At 55.7% G+C, this 18,306-nt stretch carries 15 protein-coding genes and 1 tRNA gene; 10 read left to right on the top strand and 6 right to left on the bottom strand.

Features of this window, described 5'->3' with window-relative positions:
• Positions 1-45 precede the first annotated feature (45 nt).
• Positions 46-1,125, bottom strand: coding sequence for a tetratricopeptide repeat protein (locus VL547_RS21765; protein WP_325581967.1), 1,080 nt, complete (start codon positions 1,123-1,125; stop codon positions 46-48).
• Positions 1,126-1,264: 139 nt separating this feature from the next.
• On the opposite strand from VL547_RS21765, the gene VL547_RS21760 reads away from it, so the two are divergent.
• Positions 1,265-2,449 (top strand): ATP-binding protein, encoded by a 1,185-nt coding sequence (locus VL547_RS21760; protein WP_325581965.1) that lies wholly within the window; start codon positions 1,265-1,267, stop codon positions 2,447-2,449.
• A 1-nt stretch (position 2,450) separates the two neighbouring features.
• On the opposite strand, the gene VL547_RS21755 is transcribed toward VL547_RS21760, so the two are convergent.
• Positions 2,451-3,641 (bottom strand): DUF1624 domain-containing protein, encoded by a 1,191-nt coding sequence (locus tag VL547_RS21755; RefSeq protein ID WP_325581963.1) that lies wholly within the window; start codon positions 3,639-3,641, stop codon positions 2,451-2,453.
• A gap of 113 nt (positions 3,642-3,754) precedes the next feature.
• Here VL547_RS21755 and VL547_RS21750 point away from each other — a divergent pair, with 113 nt between their 5' ends.
• Together VL547_RS21750 and VL547_RS21745 are read left to right on the top strand one after the other, a co-directional pair.
• Complete coding sequence (locus VL547_RS21750) at positions 3,755-3,997, top strand: DUF6364 family protein (RefSeq protein WP_325581961.1); 243 nt, start codon at positions 3,755-3,757, stop codon at positions 3,995-3,997.
• Complete coding sequence (locus VL547_RS21745; RefSeq protein ID WP_325581959.1) at positions 3,987-4,418, top strand: PIN domain-containing protein; 432 nt, start codon at positions 3,987-3,989, stop codon at positions 4,416-4,418. Before VL547_RS21750 ends, VL547_RS21745 begins: the two co-directional genes overlap by 11 nt.
• Before the next feature lie 131 nt (positions 4,419-4,549).
• Here the strand turns inward: VL547_RS21745 and VL547_RS21740 are convergent, their stop codons facing one another.
• Positions 4,550-6,922, bottom strand: a complete 2,373-nt coding sequence (locus VL547_RS21740; RefSeq protein WP_325581957.1) for an ABC transporter permease — start codon at positions 6,920-6,922, stop codon at positions 4,550-4,552.
• Between the two features lie 301 nt (positions 6,923-7,223).
• On the opposite strand from VL547_RS21740, the gene VL547_RS21735 reads away from it, so the two are divergent.
• Positions 7,224-8,150, top strand: a complete 927-nt coding sequence (locus tag VL547_RS21735) for a hypothetical protein (RefSeq protein WP_325581955.1) — start codon at positions 7,224-7,226, stop codon at positions 8,148-8,150.
• A 265-nt stretch (positions 8,151-8,415) separates the two neighbouring features.
• On the opposite strand, the gene VL547_RS21730 is transcribed toward VL547_RS21735, so the two are convergent.
• A tRNA-Gln gene (locus VL547_RS21730) sits at positions 8,416-8,486 on the bottom strand.
• Positions 8,487-8,566: 80 nt separating this feature from the next.
• Here VL547_RS21730 and VL547_RS21725 point away from each other — a divergent pair.
• Positions 8,567-9,418 carry an NAD(P)-dependent oxidoreductase gene (locus tag VL547_RS21725; RefSeq protein WP_325581953.1) on the top strand — a complete coding sequence of 284 codons (852 nt, stop codon included), beginning with the start codon at positions 8,567-8,569 and terminating at the stop codon, positions 9,416-9,418.
• A gap of 1 nt (position 9,419) precedes the next feature.
• Here VL547_RS21725 and VL547_RS21720 read toward each other — a convergent pair whose 3' ends face one another.
• Positions 9,420-11,804, bottom strand: a complete 2,385-nt coding sequence (locus tag VL547_RS21720) for an ABC transporter permease (RefSeq protein ID WP_325581951.1) — start codon at positions 11,802-11,804, stop codon at positions 9,420-9,422.
• 170 nt (positions 11,805-11,974) lie between these two features.
• The gene (locus VL547_RS21715) at positions 11,975-13,228 is read right to left on the bottom strand and encodes a glycerate kinase (protein ID WP_325581949.1); all 1,254 of its coding nucleotides are present in this window, start codon (positions 13,226-13,228) and stop codon (positions 11,975-11,977) included.
• A gap of 104 nt (positions 13,229-13,332) precedes the next feature.
• Here VL547_RS21715 and VL547_RS21710 point away from each other — a divergent pair, with 104 nt between their 5' ends.
• From VL547_RS21710 to VL547_RS21690, 5 genes are all read left to right on the top strand, one after another.
• The gene (locus VL547_RS21710) at positions 13,333-14,217 is read left to right on the top strand and encodes an oxidoreductase (protein WP_325581947.1); all 885 of its coding nucleotides are present in this window, start codon (positions 13,333-13,335) and stop codon (positions 14,215-14,217) included.
• A gap of 15 nt (positions 14,218-14,232) precedes the next feature.
• Positions 14,233-15,024: an AraC family transcriptional regulator gene (locus VL547_RS21705; RefSeq protein WP_325581944.1), complete on the top strand. Its 792-nt coding sequence runs from the start codon at positions 14,233-14,235 to the stop codon at positions 15,022-15,024.
• 39 nt (positions 15,025-15,063) lie between these two features.
• Positions 15,064-16,641 (top strand): MFS transporter, encoded by a 1,578-nt coding sequence (locus VL547_RS21700; RefSeq protein ID WP_325581942.1) that lies wholly within the window; start codon positions 15,064-15,066, stop codon positions 16,639-16,641.
• A 124-nt stretch (positions 16,642-16,765) separates the two neighbouring features.
• Positions 16,766-17,692: an MBL fold metallo-hydrolase gene (locus VL547_RS21695; protein ID WP_325581940.1), complete on the top strand. Its 927-nt coding sequence runs from the start codon at positions 16,766-16,768 to the stop codon at positions 17,690-17,692.
• Positions 17,686-18,252, top strand: coding sequence for a GNAT family N-acetyltransferase (locus tag VL547_RS21690; RefSeq protein ID WP_325581938.1), 567 nt, complete (start codon positions 17,686-17,688; stop codon positions 18,250-18,252). Before VL547_RS21695 ends, VL547_RS21690 begins: the two co-directional genes overlap by 7 nt.
• Positions 18,253-18,306 lie beyond the last annotated feature (54 nt).

The raw sequence follows: 18,306 nt of genomic DNA, 5'->3' as shown, positions 1-18,306 counted from the left end.
CGGTGTTATCGGCGATTACAGCGTTTTTAGCCCTACGGGGCGCCGTTACCAGGTTATCCCTCCGCAAAACGTTTTTAGCGCAGCCAGCGTTTCGTCGGAGTCGTCGCCCAGCAGGGCTGCGTTATAGAGGTCGGCGCACACCTTCGCCTTTTCCTCCTTGGGGAGCTCCTTGTTATACTTGTGGATACGGGTTTGCGCCCTTCCGGTCAATGCCTCCTTGAAATATGGCTCGATCGACAGCGCGCGGTTGAAGTCGGTCAGCGCGTCGTCGAAATTCTGGTTCTTGTATTCTACCGCTGCCTTGCCAAACCAGGCGTCGGGGTAGGTGCTGTCTTCCCCGATGCATCGGTTGAACAAGTCGAGGGCTTTTCTATCGTCGTTCTTTTTTGCGGCTTCGTCGCCATCGCTATAGAGCTTCTCCAGTTTTTTCTGGCTCGGGTCGGGCGTGCCCTTACCCTGGCTGAATTCTTCCCTGGCCTTTAGCCTGCCGCTGGAATAATACAGCAGGGAAGCGCCTTCCATTTGCCCATTGATAAAGCTCACATGCTGCTGCACCTGGCCGTTGGGATAAAAGGTTTCCCATACGCCCTGCTCCTTGCCTTCGTTGAAATCGCCTTGCTGTTGGGTACTGCCGTCGGGATAGAATTGTTTTTCCAGGCCGTCCGGCACGCCGTCCTTGTATTCCCTTTTCGTGGATACGTTACCGTTCCGGTAGTACATGGTGAAAACGCCGTTGAGGCGCCCGTTGGCTAACGCACCCTCGCGCTTTTTTTCCCCGTTGAAATAGTAGTCGATGAATTTACCCGTATAGGGCGCGCCGTGCCAGTAGGCCTCGTCGCCGGATTGCTGCATCAGGTCGCTTGTCGGGACGGCCCTTTCTTCGTCGGTACGGGCTCGATACCTTTTGGTAAATATAAAGACGGCCATTTTGGCGTTGGCTATGCCGAGCGCCTCGAGGCTATCCTGGTTCCTTATGATGGTGAAGTCCGCGATGTCATCAGTGGACATTTCGGCGTTCAGGGTCACCTGGTCCTTGGCGCGGATGGAGTCGACGACGTAGACGGTGGATTGCGCCTTTGCTGCTATGGAGAGGGTTAGGGCTATGGTTATGAGGGGGAGGCGCATTCTTTTTGGGGGCAAAGATAGCGGAACCTTCCGCCGCGGCTGGTTGATTTACTCTTAGAGAAAAGTGAAACCTTGCCATTTTCCCATTTACTCAAAATTTTGAGTAAATTTGCTCAATATATTGAGTAATTCGAAAATTATGTTTCAACGTCCTCATTTACAAAGGATATTGGGCCGCATAAGAGAGCCCAGGCGGTTCATTCAAGCCATAATTGGCCCGCGGCAGGTAGGCAAAACAACCATGGTTACTCAATTGCTTGAATCCGTAAAGGTGCCATACCATTTTGTATCGGCCGATGCTGTACCCGCATCCGATACCGGATGGCTTGGTTTGCAATGGGAAACTGCGCGGGCTCTTATGGAGCAGCAAGGCGCGTCAGAATTTATATTGGTGGTGGACGAAATTCAAAAAATTGACAACTGGAGCGAAACAGTAAAATCATACTGGGATGCCGACACAAAAGATAAAAGAACATTAAAAGTGATAGTACTGGGATCATCCAGACTTTTGATTCAACAGGGACTGACCGAATCTTTGGCCGGACGATTCGAGACGACATATATGGGGCACTGGTCGTATGAAGAAATGAATTCAGCTTTTGGCTGGAATGTCCGGCAATATGTTTGGTTTGGAGGCTATCCAGGGTCTGCATCGCTTATTGAGGACGAAGATCGCTGGAAAGCCTATGTTCAGCAGTCGTTGGTCGAAACGAGTGTATCCAGGGACATCCTTATGCTGACCAGGGTCGACAAACCAGCGCTTATGCGCCGGCTTTTTGAAATAGGATGTAGTTATTCCGGTCAAATTTTATCGTACACCAAGATGCTGGGGCAACTTAAGGATGCCGGAAATACAACAACCCTATCCCACTACCTTGATTTATTGAATACCGCCGGACTATTGGCTGGTATTGAAAAATATTCAGGGAATCTGATTTATAAAAAATCATCAAGCCCCAAATTTCAAGTACACAATACGGCCCTAATCAGCGCTCAAAGTGCTGAGGCATTTTTAGAAATACAAGTCAAGCCCAACGAATGGGGAAGAATGGTAGAAAGTGCCATTGGCGCTCACATAATCAATCATTCCCTTACCGATGGTTTTACTGTTTCTTACTGGCGGGATCATAACGATGAAGTCGATTTTGTACTGGAACGGAAAGGGCTGGTTATCGGATTGGAAATAAAAAGCGGAGGCGTCCGGTCAAGAACCGGCATTGTCGCTTTTCAGAAACAATTTGATCCGCATAGGGTGCTGCTGATTGGGAACGATGGGATTCCCTGGCAGGAATTCCTCAAATTGAACCCAGTATCCTTGTTTTAGGTTAGAGATAGCTCAACCACCACTGCGTATGTGTTTTCTTATAATTTGAAAACCAACGGCAGGGGAAATACATCAGCGTGATAAGGAACAGCCACGCGGCGTATAGACCCACGAGCGAGACGCCGAAGTTGTTTGGGCTGAAGGGGAATTCGGATCTGTAGGCTTCGTCGAGGTGATGACCCATCGAGAAAAAAAGGGCGACCGTCAGCGCCTGGGCAAGGAACCAGTGGCAGACGTAGTAGAAAAAGGGGACGTTACCGTAGACGATCAGGATACGGGAGAACCGGCCGCTGACCTTTTCTGTGTTGGCCAGGATCAGGATCGACACCCCTAGGGTCATACAGAGGTATAGTAACGAACAGGGGTATTTGGTCACGTTCAAAAAGGAGATGATGGTTGTTGCTGCGTTCTTTTGTGCCGACCAGGGCGCGGGATCGCCATAAATATTGAAAGCGCGAAGGATCATGAACACGGCGAGCATCGTCAGAGAGATGGTCGTCAAAATCTTTTTCCTTGTTTTGGCGTCCTTGGTGTATAGTGTTCCGAGGGCATATCCTATGAGCATGACACCTGTCCACGGCAGGAGGGCATAGGCAATCATCAGGAAGTGACCCGGTGATATCCGGTCCACGGTGCTGAAGCCGCTGGCGGAAAAGAAGAGCCGCCAGGCGACGTTTGTATCGACGGTTTTGTCGTGCAGGAGGTCGATGACATTGTGGCCGGCGAAGAGGAGGAGCCCGACGACGCCGATCGTTTTTGGGCTGGCCTTCGCCCAGACCAGCAGCCCCAGGATCACCATGCTGGCGCCGATCGCCCAGATAACCTGGAGGACGATCAGGTGATACGCCGGATCAAGCGATGTGGCGAAATTGATAATGACGAGCTCGACGAAGATCAGCCAGAAACCTCGTTTTATCAGAAAGCCGGCGAGCTCGCTGTGGGTTCGCCTCCGCCCTGCCAGAAAAGCGGAAATGCCGCTCAGGAAGACGAAGGTGGGGGCGCAGAAGTGGGTGATCCACCGGGTAAAGAAAAGCGCGGGCGTCGTCGTTTGGAGGTCCGTAGGGTTGGGGTGACCCAGGTGCAGCATATCCCGAAGGTGGTCGATGGCCATGACGAGCATGACGAGGCCGCGGAGGAGGTCGATGGAGGGGATGCGGGTAGTTTTTGTTGCGGTTAGAGGAGCAGGGGGCATTTGGGGAAGATAGTGAATTAATGCCAGAAATTGATTGATAGGTGTTTATACATGACGAACCTTATCACGGCGTATGTATGCGCATAATCCTAAAATGTGCGTATCTTTGAAGTATGAAGACCAGATTGAACCTGAGCATCGACTATACGGTGCTGGAAGACGCGAAGGCGTATGCCGCAGGAAAGCAGACGAGTCTTTCGGATATGGTTGAGACCTACCTCAAGACACTCACCCGGCCGGCGAAGAGGACAAGCGTCCTGGACGTGTTGGACAAGCTGGAGAAGCCCAAGGGTAAAAAGCCCGTGGACGCAACGGACGAATACTATAGGGAAAGAGCGTCGAAGTATGGCTTCTAGGGTGTTTCTGGACGCCAATGTCCTGCTGGATTTAACACTGGAACGGGAACACCATGCCGTGGCCCGGGAGGTGATGACCCTGGTCATCAGCGGGCGCGTTCAAGGATACGTAACCCCCTCCGTTATCCACACCATTGGGTACTTTTTGGAGAAGGCCTTTGGCACTACCAAGGCCAGGGAAATCCTGGTGGCGCTGCTGAATGATTTAATTAGCATCGACATTACACATGAGGAGGTGCTCGCGGCGCTGCACTCGTCGATCAGGGATACCGAAGATGCGCTGCAGTATTATGCAGCGCTGAACTACAGGATAGATTATTTTATCAGCAGGGATAAGCAGCTGAAGAAGGAGGCGATGTCGGCATTGCCGGTATATACGCCGGAGGAGTTTTTGAAGGAGACGAGGGCGAATAAAAAATAATTCTTACGGGCGGCGTAACCAGGATTACCTCCGTCGGGCGTGTTGTAGAAACTATCTTGAATTTCGATGAAAATATTCTCCTCATCCGGCTGCAGGCGCAATGTCGAAAGAGCTTGTAATATAAGATGAGATCATTCCGATTTCAGACTCCTGGAAGGATTGACCAATGCAGCCTTGATCGATTGGAAACTGATGGTAAAAAAAGTCAGCAGGATTACCAGGAACCCGGCCAGCAGGAATATGCCCCAGCCGCGCTGTATATGATAGACAAAAGATTGTAACCAATTCCCGGTCATCCACCAGGCCAGCGGGAAGGCAATCAGGATGGAGAGGCCGATCAGTTTCAGATAATCCCTGGAGAGTAGCAGGACCACTCCGCCTACCGATGCACCGAGCACTTTGCGGATACCGATCTCCCGGCTCCGGCGCTGGATGGTAAAGGCTGCCAGACCAAACAGTCCCAGACACGAGATCAGGATGGCCAGGCCGGCAAAACAACGGGAAAGAACGGATACCCGGGTTTCGGAAGCGTATAAGTGCTGATAGCTCTCATCGAGGAAACTGGCATTGAGCGGAAAGCCGGGATTGTACCGTTTGTATAGTTTCTGCAGCTGGTCTATGGCAACGGTCTCATTGCCGGGTTTGATCTTCAGCATAAAACGGTAGGCATCCTTTGGGTTCAGCCTGGCGAAAAGTGGTTTGATCTTCTCATGCAGGGATTGAAAATTAAAATCCTTCATGACCCCGACGATCTCGAGGTCCTTACCCCAGATGGTAACTTTTTGACCGATGGGACTGGTCATACCCATGAATCTGACGGCGGCTTCATTGAAAATGATCTTATTGGTGTCTCCCACATACTCGCTGGAATAGGGGCGTCCTTCCTTCATGCCGATATTGAGCACATCCTGAAAATTGTAATCGACGTTCATGACCTCGAATTCTGTCCTGTCGTTGGGATCCTTCCCCGCCCACACCACGCCATATGTTCCGCCGCTATGCCCGGCCAGGGAATGCCCGATGCAGGAGGCCTGCGCGACACCCGGGATATTCCGGACAGCATTCAAAAAGCTTTCCTGTTGTAGAGGATCGGATAATTTTCCTTCCTTGTAAAATGCCAGGACATTGTCACGGTCATAACCCAGCTTCTTGGTTTGGATAAATTGGATCTGCTGGTACACCACTATCACGGCGATAATCAGGATCACCGAAAGGGAGAATTGAAATACCACCAAACCCTTACGCACAAAGAGTTCGCTGGTAGCGGTCTTGAGCTTGCCCTTCAGGACCATGACGGGTTTGAACCCGGACAGGTACAAGGCAGGATAGCTCCCGGCGAGTAACCCCGTAACAAACAGGATCATCAATGTCCACAAGATCAAATCAAAGGCCGGATGATTTAGTGTTAGCTGTTTGCCCGTGATCCCGTTGAAAGCCGGCAATACAAGCACGACCAGCAAAATGGCAACCACGAGCGAAGCAAAAGCCATGAGCAGCGATTCACCGAAATATTGCAACACCAGCGTAAACCTGCCGGCGCCGATCACTTTCTTGATGCCAACTTCCTTAGCCCTACCGGCCGCTTTAGCGGTGGAAAGATTCATAAAATTGATACAGGCAATCAGCAGGATGACCCCGGCAATAATAGAAAACAAGCGGACATATTCAATACGACCGCCGACCTGTTTGCCATCTTCATAGCGACCGTACAGATAGGCGTCCGAGAATTTGGTAATGAACGGGGTACGGTAAAGTATCCCGTTGTTGGTCTTCCTGTTGAGATAGTTTACGAGCTTTTGATTTAAGGCTGTTACGGAAACGCCTGGCCGCAGGATTACATAGGTATGTGGAAATGTAGAACCCCAATCCTGGAATCCGGGGTCCTTATCCTTTAATAGATCATCGGTCAGCAGGAAATCGAATTGTTCGGAAGAATGGTTATCCGGTTTTTGAAAAATTCCGGTGACGGTATAGGGATGTGGCTCGTGCTCGAATTCAATGGATTTGCCGATCACATCAACCGTGCTGCCAAACAAACGGGTGGCCATGTCATCCGAAAGGGCAATGGAATTTTTCCCCACAAGGACCTGGTTCGAGTCCCCCTGAAGCAGGTCGTAAGAAAAGACCTTGAAAAAATCCTTGCCGGCATACAGGCCATCGGCACGGATATTCTTTTCATTATTGAGAGATAATATTACATTATTCTCGCTGGCGGTACTGACCGCGTATTGTACTTCCGGCATATCATTGGCCAGGGCATCGGCCATCAGTCCAGAAGTAGTTTGCGCGGTCCAGATGCCCGAAGCCTGTTTGCGATTTTCCATGACCTGGTAAAGCTGGCCGTCCTTTTTATTGAAACGGTCCATCTTCCATTCATCGCTCACCCATAAATAGATCAGCATGGTACAGGCCAGACCTGCCGACAGGCCCACTACATTGAGAAAGGTAAACTGGCTGTCTTTAATAAGATTACGCCATGCGATCTTGACATAGTTTTTGAACATAGCCGGGTTATTGGTCTTTTGGAGAAACTAAAAGAATGCCGGTTTGGCAAGGCGCTGCTTATCTGACGTTTATATAAATAAGGGCTATTGAAATTGTCCGCTTTCGATACGCAGGCTGGCCGGTATTGATTTTACGTTACCCGACCCGCAAATTACATGTCGATCGGTTGCATTAGCAAATCGAGGATATCGTCACTTTGTCGATGAGGTGATACCCCAGAGTTGGGTCGTTGGCCCTCTTTTTCCGGTCGTTTACATTCATTTTCCCCCGGCACGTATTCAACTTGGATAGTTTCGGCATATGAAACGACTCGCATTGATTTGCGCTGTTTTCGCCCTGGCTATGGGCTGCACAAAAACCGGCCAGCGCGGTGCAGGCGGTCCCGCTGGCCCATCCGGCCCTGCCGGCGCACAGGGTGTCGGGGGTCCTGCCGGCGCCTCCATTCTCAATGGGCAAGGGGCGCCGTCGGCGTCCCTGGGGAGAACCGGCGATTTTTATATTGACCTTTCTACCGAGAATTTGTATGGGCCCAAGACGGACGCGGGATGGGGGAGTCCCTTTTCCTTGAAGGGTGATACGGGAACCACGGGGGCAACTGGTACTGCGGGGGCGACCGGAGCTACTGGGGCAACAGGTTCAGCCGGGGCAACGGGTGCTACGGGAGCGACAGGGGCAACAGGGGCAACAGGCGCTACGGGAGCGACAGGAGCGGCGGGTGCGCCCGGAAGTCAGATTTATTCGGGAAGTGGCTCGCCGGCCTCAACTATCGGCGTGGTCGGTGACTACTACTTCGATAACGTCAATGACTTATTGTATGGTCCAAAAACGGCTTCTGGTTGGGGAACGGCGGTTAATTTAAGGGGCGCCACCGGAGCGCAAGGTCCCGCGGGGAGTGCCAATGTCATTTATTATCCTTGGGTTGCGTTTCAAGGAAGCAGCTGGTATAACGCAGGTAGCGGTGTCGATGGTTATCTGATCAATTTCCCGGAGCTCACCCAAGCGGTCCTGGACACGTATGTTATCCTTGTCTATTTCGAGCGCGGCACCGAGATAACAGGTCCCGACGAACCCAATCCGTCTTTCGATTACAGCCTGTACGAAATGCCCTCTCCATTCTTCGGTATTACGAAACCAGCAGCGGACCGGCCGGTGAAAATGAATTCATGTTCTTTCAAATCGAGACGGGTCTGTTGCAATTTTGGTTATCGGATTATCCGGCCGGCGTAAACCCGCCCGGGTTCGCAGCCCCGCAGACCACGACGGGTAAATACATCGGGAGCGACAATGGAACGTATGTATATAACTACCGCGTTGTCCTGATTCCGGGGGGTATTGCGGCCACGGCGAACCCGGCGAAGTACGCGACTTTGCCTGTACATCCTACACGAAATTGAGTAAGGATAACCGCCGGAGCAAGCTCGGCGGCTACAGTCAGACATAAAAAAAGCCAGCCGCTTGCGCGGCTGACTTCCTCTTGCTGCTACCAGCTTTGTTGCCCAACCTGGATTCGAACCAAGACACTCAGATCCAGAATCTGACGTACTACCTTTATACTATTGGGCAGGGTACTTCCCAAAGAATGGGCCCGGAGGGCGCCTTTGGGGCGGCGAAGATACGATTATATTTGCTTTAAACAAACGAAAATGGAGATGGTAAAACTTGGATGGGTCGGCCTTGGAAAGATGGGGGTGCCGATGGTTAGCCGGTTGCTCGGGGCTGGATATGGGGTGACTGTGTATAACCGGAACAGGGCGAAGGCGGCGACTGTGGCGGTTGCGGCGGCCGTGGCGGAGACGCCGGCGAAAGTTGCGGAAGCGGCTGATATTGTATTTGTTATGGTGTCGGATGATGCGGCGACGAGGGCGGTGTTTACGGGTGAGAATGGGTTGTTGAAGGGGGGAGGGAATAAGATTTATGTGAATATGAGCTCGGTGTCGGCGGAAGTGAGCCGGGAGATGGCGGCGATGGCAAAGGTGGAAGGCGGGGCCTATGTGGATGCGCCGGTGTCGGGGAGCGTGAAGCAGGCGGAGGAGGGGACGTTGGTGGTGATGGTGGGGGCGGAGGCGGACCTGTTCGAGCGGGTGAAACCGGTGTTGTCGGCGATGGGTAAGCTGGTGTTGAACGTCGGCGGCACGGGTGTGGGGAATACGGCCAAGCTGGCGATCAACGTGCTGCTGGCGATCCATGCGCAGGGGCTGGCGGAGTCGGTGGTGTTTGCGCGGAAGCATGGGGTGAGGGCGGAGGATTTCCTGACGATCGTGAACAACAGCGCCATGAGCAATGTGTTTGCAAAGATCAAGGGAGACGCGATCCTGAAGGAGAACTACCAGGCGGCGTTCGCGCTGAAGCATATCGCCAAGGACCTTGGGTTGGCGAAAGGGGAGGGGTTGGATACGCCGCTGGCGGATACGGCGTACCGTACCTACACGGACGCGGAGCCGGCCCTCGGGGAGGAAGATATTATCGCGGTGATCAAGGCCGTCGGGGGGCGGTGATCTACTCGGTCCGCAAGGACTTCGACGGATTGGCGAGCGCGGCGCGCACCGTATGGTAGATCACGGTGAGCAGCGTTAAAAACAGCACAGCGAGGGCGGATAGGATGAAGGGCGCCACGGTCATCCCGGTATTGTACGAGAAGTTGTCCAGCCAATGGCGCATAAACCACCAGGATACGGGGAAGGCGATCAGACAGGACAGGCCCACGAGATAGACGAAGTTGCGGGTGATGAGGGGGATGATCTCGGAAAGGCTGGCGCCGAGGATTTTCCGGATGCTGATCTCTTTTTGACGTTGTTCGGTGGTAAAGGCGATCAGACCCAGCAGACCGAGACAGGTGATGACCACGGTGAGGATGGAGAAGGCGGTAAAGATCTTACCACGGCGTTGGTCGGCGGCATATTGGTTGTCGAATTCCTGGTCGAGGAAGGCGTACTCGAAGGGCATCTCGGGGAACATGCCCTTCCAGTCCCGGCCGATGGCGGACATCGTAGCGGGGATATTCTTGCCATCGAGCTTTAACTGTATGTTATAGTTGTGGGGGCGATACAGGAGGATGAGCGGGGCCATCGGACTGTACAATGATTTTTGGTTGAAGTCCTTGAAGACACCGACGACCTCCAGGAAGCGGCCGCTGGTGTCGCCGGGGAATTTGATGTGCTTGCCGATGGCGGTTTTCCAGCCAAAGAATTTCACGAGGTTTTCGTTGACGACGACGCGCCGGAGGGTATCCGGCAGGCCGATGAAGTTACGGCCCTGGGTCATTTTTATACCCAGCGTGTTGAAGAAGTCTTCATCCACCGCGTAGACGTCGACGCCTTTATCCATATACCCGTTCTCGGTTTGGACCGAAAACAGGTTAAAGCTGTTGCCATAACCGGGTAAAGACTCGGACGTGCTGGTCGCAACGACGCCGGGCGTATTCCGGATCTCGTTTTTGAACGCCGTGATCTTGCTGCCGACGTCGTTGCTGGCGTTGACGGAAATGTTCACGACCTGTTCCTTGTGAAAGCCCATGTCGATGTTGCGCAGGTATTTCAGCTGTTTGTACACGATAAACGTGGAGATGAGCATCGTCATCGAGATCGAAAACTGGAGGACGATGAGGGTCCGCCGCAACACGACGTTGCTGGAGCCCTTGGACAACGCGCCCTTCAGGATACTCACGGGTTTCATACGGGATAGGTAAAGGGCCGGGTAGCTGCCGCCCGAAAATCCGACAAAGATGATGATCCCCAGCAGGATCAGGAAGGTGCTGGGTTCGAGCAGCATCCTATACGAGATGTATTTTCCCGCCAGGGTATTGAACGTCGGCAACAACAGCGCAATAAGCCCCATACTTACCAGCAGGGCGAGGACCGTGCACAGCGTGGACTCGACGAGGAACTGCATGACCAGCTGGGATTTCGTGGAGCCGGTGACCTTGCGGATGCCGATTTCCTTGGCGCGGCGCGCGGAGCGCGCCGTGGTCAGGTTCATATAGTTGATACAGGCGATCAGCAGCATAAAGAGCGCGACGGCCGCAAAAATATAGATGTAGGACATACTCCCCACGTCGCCGGGGCCGGCAATGTCTTCGGAATGCAGGTGGACAGCGGTGAGCGGCTGCGCGCTCATCCGGATCTTGATATTGAATTGCGAAAAGATCGGGGCCATGAACTTGGGGTAGATCGCTTTGAGCTTTTCGTTGAACAACGCCAGGTTGGTGTGGGGCTTGAGCAGCGCGTATGTGTTGAAGTTAAAAGAACCCCAGTTGGGTGAAAAGTGCAGGGGTAGCGTCGTATTGGACATCAGGACGGTAAAAGTCAGCTGCGAATTCCTGGGTACGTCCTCCATGACGCCGGTGACCCTGTATACCGCGCCGCTGTCGTCAAGCAACGTGCGGCCGAGGTTCCCGGTGGACTGGCCAAAATATTTTTTCGCTACCGACTCGGTCAGCACCAGCGACTTTGGTTCGACCAGCGCCGTATTGGGATTGCCCTCCAGCAGCTTGTAGGTAAAGACGCGGAAAAAGCCGCTGTCGACGAAATACGAATCGTCGTTGTAAAACCGGTGGTCGCCTTCACGTAGCATCATCTTCCCATTGCCGACAAAACGAATGGCATCCTCGACCTCGGGGTAGTCCTTGACCATCTCCGGTCCCATGGGATAAGGATTGCTGGCCCAACGCATGGTGTCTTTGGAAGGCTCCTTGATGTTGGCCACGATCCGGACGATCCGGTCGGCCTTTTCGTGGTAGCGGTCATAGCTCAGCTCGTCCTTGATATAAAAGATCAGCAGGAGGCTAAAGGTAATGCCGATGGTCAGACCCAGTATGTTTAACAAGCTGTACCATCCGTCCCTTTTTAAGTTGCGGACGGCAACGAGAAGAAGGTTCCTGAACATGCGAGAAAGTTTTCAGCGTAAGACGAGCGGCCGGCGCCAATTGTTACAAGCGTTGGATGCTCAAAAAATACGCCGTTGGGTAACGTATTGATGGTCAGGAATATCGCATGGGGGTACTGTACGGTTTCGATACACCATCGTTCGGGCCTGAACGGTTGGGGTTCATATAGTTATCGAGAGGGCGACGCGGCTATCGAGAGCGTGTCACCCAACGCACGGGCGGCGCGGACGAGGTTGGCGCGGGCACCTGCGAGGGCTTCTTCGGGGCTACAAGGGCCGGGGGTAATGGGTATAAGGGTATGAAAAACGTCCCGCAGGCGCGCCTCGTCTTCCGTGGAGATGCTGCCGGCCAGGGCGATCACGGGAACGTCCATCGTTTGTGCGCGTTTGGCGGCGACGACGGGACCTTTGCCCCGGAGGCTTTGTGCGTCAAGGCGGCCTTCCCCGGTGAGGACGAGGTCGGCGTTTTTCAAAAAGGCGTCGAAACCGGCGACCTCCAGGAAAAAGTTAGCGCCCGGCACGAGTTCGGCGCGGAGGAAGTGATGAAGGCCGAAGGCGGCGCCGCCAGCGGCGCCGGTAAAGGGAGCGAGGGCCGCATCGGCCGATGCGGCATGGGCGGCGATGGTGGAGGGGGCGATCGAGCCGGCGATGTGCGCGGCCTGGCTTATGCGCTGGAAGGCTTGCTCGAGCACGGATATCACCTCCTTCGACGCGCCCTTCTGGGGCGCGAAAACGGGCGCCGCGCCGCGATCCCCCAACAGGGGGGTGTCGACGTCGCAAAGGACGATGATCCGGGTATCGCGCACCAGGGGATAGAGTTGGGTGAGGTCGATACGGTCGAGGTGGATGAGCTGGGCGGGGATGGGCGACAAGACGGCTCCGGAAGCGTCAAGAAAACGCGCGCCGAGGGCGTGGAGGATGCCGGCGCCGCCATCGACGGTGGCGGAACCGCCGACGCCGAGCAGGATCTGGCGGGCGCCGCGGGAGATCGCCGCGTGGAGCAGCTGACCCGTGCCGATGCTGGTGGCGCGGAGCGGGTCGTATTCGTCGGGTCGCAGCAAACGGATACCGGAGGCGGAGGCCATATCGATGAGGGCGGTGAGGCCGGACGCGAGCGCCGCCACTGGCCGGGTCACGGAGGAGAGAGGGGCCGGGGTTGTGTCGGACGGCGCGGCGAAACGCGGCGCCAGCCCATAGCCACAGGCGATAGTGCGGCCAAGCGGGTCCTGGGCGGGGACTTCGACGCGGGTGGCCTGGAGACGGTCGGTCAGGAGGTCGGCCGTGCCGTCGCCGCCGTCGGCAATGGGGAAAGTCGTGGATTGCGCCTCCAGGCGGCTGCTCGTAAGCCCCTCCTGGAGGGCCTGCGCGGCGTCGCGCGCGGAGAGGCTGTTCTTAAAAGCGTTGGGGGCGATCAAAATGCGCATAGGTCAAAATTGTGGTGAGCTTTTTACTATACCAAATCTGAGCCGTACAACAAACCTGCGTGGGGTCGAAGCGGCTGAACTTTGTATTCTAAAACAAATCTACTATGTCAAAAGTTTGGTTGATTACGGGAAGTTCCAGGGGTTTAGGACGCAGCCTCGCGGAAGCGGTGCTGGCCAAGGGCGACCGGCTGGCGGCAACGGCGCGTAAACCGGAGTCGTTACAGGATCTCAAGGATAAATATGGGGACCAGGTATTGACGCTGGCCCTGGATGTGACCGATGGCGGGCAGATCGGGGACGCCGTGAACGCCACCTTGCAGGCGTTTGGCCGTATCGACGTCCTCGTAAACAACGCCGGCTTCGGGGTAACCGGCGCGGCGGAGGCATTTACCGAAGAACAGGTGAGGAGCCAGCTGGAAACCAATTTGTACGCGCCGATCGCGGTGACGCGGGCGGTGGTGCCGGTGATGCGGCGGCAACGGTCGGGGCGGATCCTGCAGATCAGCTCGGTGGGCGGCCGGGCAGGGAATGCGGGATTGTCGATCTATCAGGCCGCAAAATTCGGGCTGGGTGGCTTTACCGAGGCGCTGAACAAAGAGGTGGCGCCGCTCGGGATACGGGTGACGGCGGTGGAACCTGGCGGTTTCCGGACCGACTGGGGCGGGTCATCGATGACGTTTGCGCCGGAGGTAGAGGGTTATGAGGCGTCGGTTGGTTTTATACGGAAGTTTTTGGCGGGTGGACAATACGTCCCCATGGGCGACCCGGACAAGGCCGCCCGGGTCATGGTCGACCTGGCGTACAACCCCAATCCACCGGTACACCTGGTCCTCGGCAGCGAGGCGGTGGCGCTCGCCCGGAATGCCGACATGGATAAATTGTCCGAGCTGGAGCAATGGGAAGCGGTGAGCCGGTCGACGGACCACGACGAGGCTACGAACTTCCTGGAGACCGAGGCGGCGCAGCGGTTGCTTAATACGAAAGCGTAGTATCTTTAACGGCCTATGACCCTTTCCGCACATAAGAATTCGATCGTCTATTCCTGCTACTACGCGTACAGCAGGGAAGGCGAGCAGTTCGTCCCGGAGCACGTGTTCAGTTACCAGATATCGGGAAGGGTCGTCTTGTTCGACGGCGACCGCGAATACAGTTGCGAACCGGGCGATTTCCGGTTGTCGAGGCGAAACCAGCTGGTAAAGTTCAAGAAGTATCCGCCGGAGGGCGGCGCCGTACGGTCGGTATCAGTGTACCTGGAACAGGCGTTGTTGAAACGACTGGCGGTGGAGCTGGGCGTGCAAAAGGGCAAGACCCACGAGGGCGGACCGTTGTTTCAGCTACGACAGTCCACCGTGTATAAGAGCTACTTCGATTCGCTTACGCCATATGAGGATCAGGTGATGCTGGCGCCGCTCGTGGCGCTGAAATTGAAAGAGGCCGTGCTGGTATTGCTCCAGGAGGACCCCTGGACCCGGGAGGTGCTGTTCGACTTTGCCGAACCTGGGAAGATCGACCTGGAGGAATTCATGAACAGGAATTTCCACTTCAACGTGGAGCTAAAAAGGTTTGCTTACCTGACGGGGCGCAGCCTGGCGACATTTAAAAGGGATTTCGAACGGATATTCCATACGTCGCCGAGCCGCTGGTTGCAGCAGCGACGGTTGGAGGAAGCGCACTATTTGATAAAAGAAAAGGGGAAAGCGCCGTCGGATGTCTATCTCGACCTCGGGTTCGAGGACCTTTCCCATTTTTCTTTTACCTTTAAGAGGAAGTACGGCGTATCCCCTTCGCGCGTGTGAGGCCTGCGGAGCGAGGTACGGCGTATCGCCCTCACAAATATGACAACAGTTTCCCTGAGCAGCGCTGAAGGCCGGTGGGTAATGGCTTCGGCCATCCTGGCTTCGTCCATGGGTTTTATCGACGGCACCGCGCTGAATGTGGTGCTGCCTTCCCTTCAAAAAAGCCTCAACGCCTCGGGCACCGAAATCTTCTGGATACTCAACGCCTACCTGCTCATGATGGCCTCGCTGATCCTGGTGGGCGGCGCGTTGGGCGACCATTTGGGACGTAAGAAGGTTTTCATGATCGGGATCGCGCTGTTTATTCTGGGTTCCACCGCCAGCGGGTTGGCGCCAGGGGTCGCCTGGCTGATCGGTTTCAGGGCACTCCAGGGGCTGGGCGGCTCGCTGATGATCCCCGGCAGCCTGTCCCTGATTTCTTCATCCATTGACGACAAGGAAAAAGGCAAGGCCATCGGCACCTGGTCCGCGATCACGACGGTGGTGACGATGGGCGGCCCCGTTATTGGCGGCGCCCTGGCGGACGCGGGGTTGTGGCGGTTCATCTTTTTTATCAATATCCCTATCGGTCTGGCGGCGCTTTGGATGCTGTGGCGAAAAGTGCAGGAACGCCGGGAGGATGGCGCGAACCCTGCGCTGGACTTACCCGGTGCGGCGTCGATCGCTTTTGGGCTGGCGCTGCTGACCTTTGGCTGTCTGCGCATCCCCAATACGAGTATCGGAGACCGCTGGGTCATCCTATCGCTGGTATGCGGGCTGGTTTTGCTCGTGGCCTTTGTTTTCATTGAAAAAAACAGCCGCCACCCGATGATGCCCCTTTACCTTTTCACCAACAGTACGTTTGCGGGCACCAACCTGCTGACGTTTTTCCTGTATGCGGGGCTGGGCGTGGCTATGCTTTTTCTTTCGCTGGACCTGGTACAGGCCCAGGGATACAGCCAGCTTCAGTCCGGGCTTACGTTCCTTCCCTTTACCGTGGTGATGATCCTTTGTTCCCGGCTGGCGGGCAGCCTGGCCGACAAACACGGCCCAAAGCCGTTCCTCGTCGGCGGACCGGCCTTGGCCGGAGCAGGGTTGTTTTTGCTGTCGTTCGTGCGGGAGACCAATGGGCCAAAGGCTTACTGGACGACCTTTCTCCCGGGCGTCATGGTGTTCGGGCTGGGGATGGCGTGTACGGTTGCGCCCCTCACGACGGCGGTGATGGGCGCGGTGAGCGACCAGATGTCGGGCGTCGCTTCGGGCGTCAACAATGCGCTGACCAGGATCGCGAACGTGTTTGCCAACGCGATGCTCGGTTTGCTGGCGGTGCTGCTCTTCACGGCTTCTCTAAAGGGACGCGTGGGCGCGCTGGCCCTCGATCCACCGACACGCCAGGCGGTGCTGGCCCAGGCGGTGAACCTGGGGAACGCAAAACCACCCTCGTCCCTTAGCGGGCCGGTAGCCGCGTCGGTCAGGGCCATATACCGGAGCGGATTTGTCGACGTATATGTAAAGGTCATGCGGATCGCGGCGGCCTTTGCCTGGCTGGCGGCGCTGCTGGGTCTTGTAACGATCAAGCCAAGAGCGCAAGAAGCGGGTTTCAAGGGCAAAGGGAAGGCGGCAACTTTGCCTTCATGAAACAAGCACGTCCAAAAAGCAATCCCGCTATATTGTACTTCGGCACACCGGTCGTGCTGATCGGTACGACCAACGAAGACGGCTCCTAGGAGTTGTATAGGTCGAATGCCGTACCTTCGTCCGCATGTCCCTCCACATCGCCTCACTCAACTCCGGAAGTAACGGCAATTGCTACTATGTAGGCAATGAGCAGGAAGCGGTCCTCGTGGACGCGGGGCTCTCCTGCCGGGAGATCGAGTCGCGGATGCAAAGGCTGGGCCTCCCGCTGGATCGTGTAAAGGCTATCTTTATTTCCCACGAGCACGACGACCACATCCGTGGCGTGCAGGTGTTGTCCCGGCGGTATAAGCTGCCCGTGTATATCACCGAGGCGACCCGGGCGCACGTGTCCCTGGACCGGCCGCTGGTGCGAATCCTGGAAGGACCGGTTGTGATCGGTTCGCTGACCGTGACGGCGTTTCCCAAGGCGCACGACGCCAGCGACCCGTTTAGCTTCGTCGTGGCTTCGGCGACGGTAAGGGTGGGCGTGTTTACCGATATAGGCGTGGTGTGCGACAACCTGGTCCGGCATTTCATGCAGTGTCACGCGGCTTTTCTGGAAACGAACTACGACGAGCGGCTGCTGGAAGAAGGGCGTTATCCGTTTCCGTTGAAACGGCGCATCCGAGGAGGGCAGGGGCACCTGTCGAACAGGCAGGCGTTCGAATTGTTTACGCGGTACCGACCCGCCTTTTTGAGTCACCTGCTGCTTGCCCACCTATCCGAGGATAACAACCGCCCGGAGCTGGTGCAGGCGCTGTTCGAGACCGAAGCCCGCGGTACCGAGATCATCGTGGCGTCCCGCCATGAAGAGACGGGGGTGTTCGTCGTGGATGGTTCTTTTTCGGGGGAAGCAGGCGTGGGCTGGAACGCAGACGGCGTCGTACGGCCGGCGCAAGACAATAGTCCGGTGGCGGAGTCGCTGCCGGTCAGCTCAAAGGAATTGCGCCGCCGGCAGAAGGCCCTTGCCCTCAAGATTCAATTACCCCTTTTCGATTCCGATCAATGTTGACCGTCAGACCCGTCCGATCCGATAGTGAGCTGGACCAGATCGCCGATCTGTCGCGGGCGAACCTCGCAACCGAAATTTCTCCCGAGACGCGGGCCCGTGAAGGCTTCGTCACCTGGGTATATACGCCTCCGATCCTCCGCGCGTTGCACCGGATCGCACCTTCCGTGGTGGCTATGGATGGCGACACGCTGGCGGGCTACGCGATTACGCTGACCGCTGCCTGTGAATCCGTGTATCCCATCATGAGCGAGATGGTGCAGCGAATGGGTACGATTATGTACGACGGCCGTCCCTTGTCGGATTACCGTCATTACATCATGGGGCAGATATGCGTTGCGGCGCCTTACCGGGGGCAAGGAGTGGTGCAACGGCTATACACCGGTCACCGGGAAATATTTGGGCAAACCTACGACCTGCTCGTTACAGAGATTTCCACCGCCAACCCGCGATCGTCCAAGGCGCACGCCAAGGTTGGATTCGAAGTGGTCGAAACATTCAGCGGGCCTGTACAAGACTGGGATATGGTCGTGTGGGACTGGCGTAAAACCGGCGGCCGATGAACGAACCCTTTCTTCTGCCGGTAATGTACAAAGGCGATGAGCGGGCGTTCGAAA

Source organism: Dinghuibacter sp., from assembly GCF_035492835.1.
Taxonomy (GTDB): Bacteria; Bacteroidota; Bacteroidia; order Chitinophagales; family Chitinophagaceae; genus Dinghuibacter.
Note: the sequence above shows the minus strand (reverse complement) of the source record. Positions and strands in the feature narration are given on the sequence as shown.

Coding starts and splice junctions, on each gene's coding strand:
- VL547_RS21765 (WP_325581967.1), bottom strand. CDS start 1,125: ATGCGCCTCCCCCTCATAACCATAGCCCTAACCCTCTCCATAGCAGCA.
- VL547_RS21760 (WP_325581965.1), top strand. CDS start 1,265: ATGTTTCAACGTCCTCATTTACAAAGGATATTGGGCCGCATAAGAGAG.
- VL547_RS21755 (WP_325581963.1), bottom strand. CDS start 3,641: ATGCCCCCTGCTCCTCTAACCGCAACAAAAACTACCCGCATCCCCTCC.
- VL547_RS21750 (WP_325581961.1), top strand. CDS start 3,755: ATGAAGACCAGATTGAACCTGAGCATCGACTATACGGTGCTGGAAGAC.
- VL547_RS21745 (WP_325581959.1), top strand. CDS start 3,987: ATGGCTTCTAGGGTGTTTCTGGACGCCAATGTCCTGCTGGATTTAACA.
- VL547_RS21740 (WP_325581957.1), bottom strand. CDS start 6,922: ATGTTCAAAAACTATGTCAAGATCGCATGGCGTAATCTTATTAAAGAC.
- VL547_RS21735 (WP_325581955.1), top strand. CDS start 7,224: ATGAAACGACTCGCATTGATTTGCGCTGTTTTCGCCCTGGCTATGGGC.
- VL547_RS21725 (WP_325581953.1), top strand. CDS start 8,567: ATGGAGATGGTAAAACTTGGATGGGTCGGCCTTGGAAAGATGGGGGTG.
- VL547_RS21720 (WP_325581951.1), bottom strand. CDS start 11,804: ATGTTCAGGAACCTTCTTCTCGTTGCCGTCCGCAACTTAAAAAGGGAC.
- VL547_RS21715 (WP_325581949.1), bottom strand. CDS start 13,228: ATGCGCATTTTGATCGCCCCCAACGCTTTTAAGAACAGCCTCTCCGCG.
- VL547_RS21710 (WP_325581947.1), top strand. CDS start 13,333: ATGTCAAAAGTTTGGTTGATTACGGGAAGTTCCAGGGGTTTAGGACGC.
- VL547_RS21705 (WP_325581944.1), top strand. CDS start 14,233: ATGACCCTTTCCGCACATAAGAATTCGATCGTCTATTCCTGCTACTAC.
- VL547_RS21700 (WP_325581942.1), top strand. CDS start 15,064: ATGACAACAGTTTCCCTGAGCAGCGCTGAAGGCCGGTGGGTAATGGCT.
- VL547_RS21695 (WP_325581940.1), top strand. CDS start 16,766: ATGTCCCTCCACATCGCCTCACTCAACTCCGGAAGTAACGGCAATTGC.
- VL547_RS21690 (WP_325581938.1), top strand. CDS start 17,686: ATGTTGACCGTCAGACCCGTCCGATCCGATAGTGAGCTGGACCAGATC.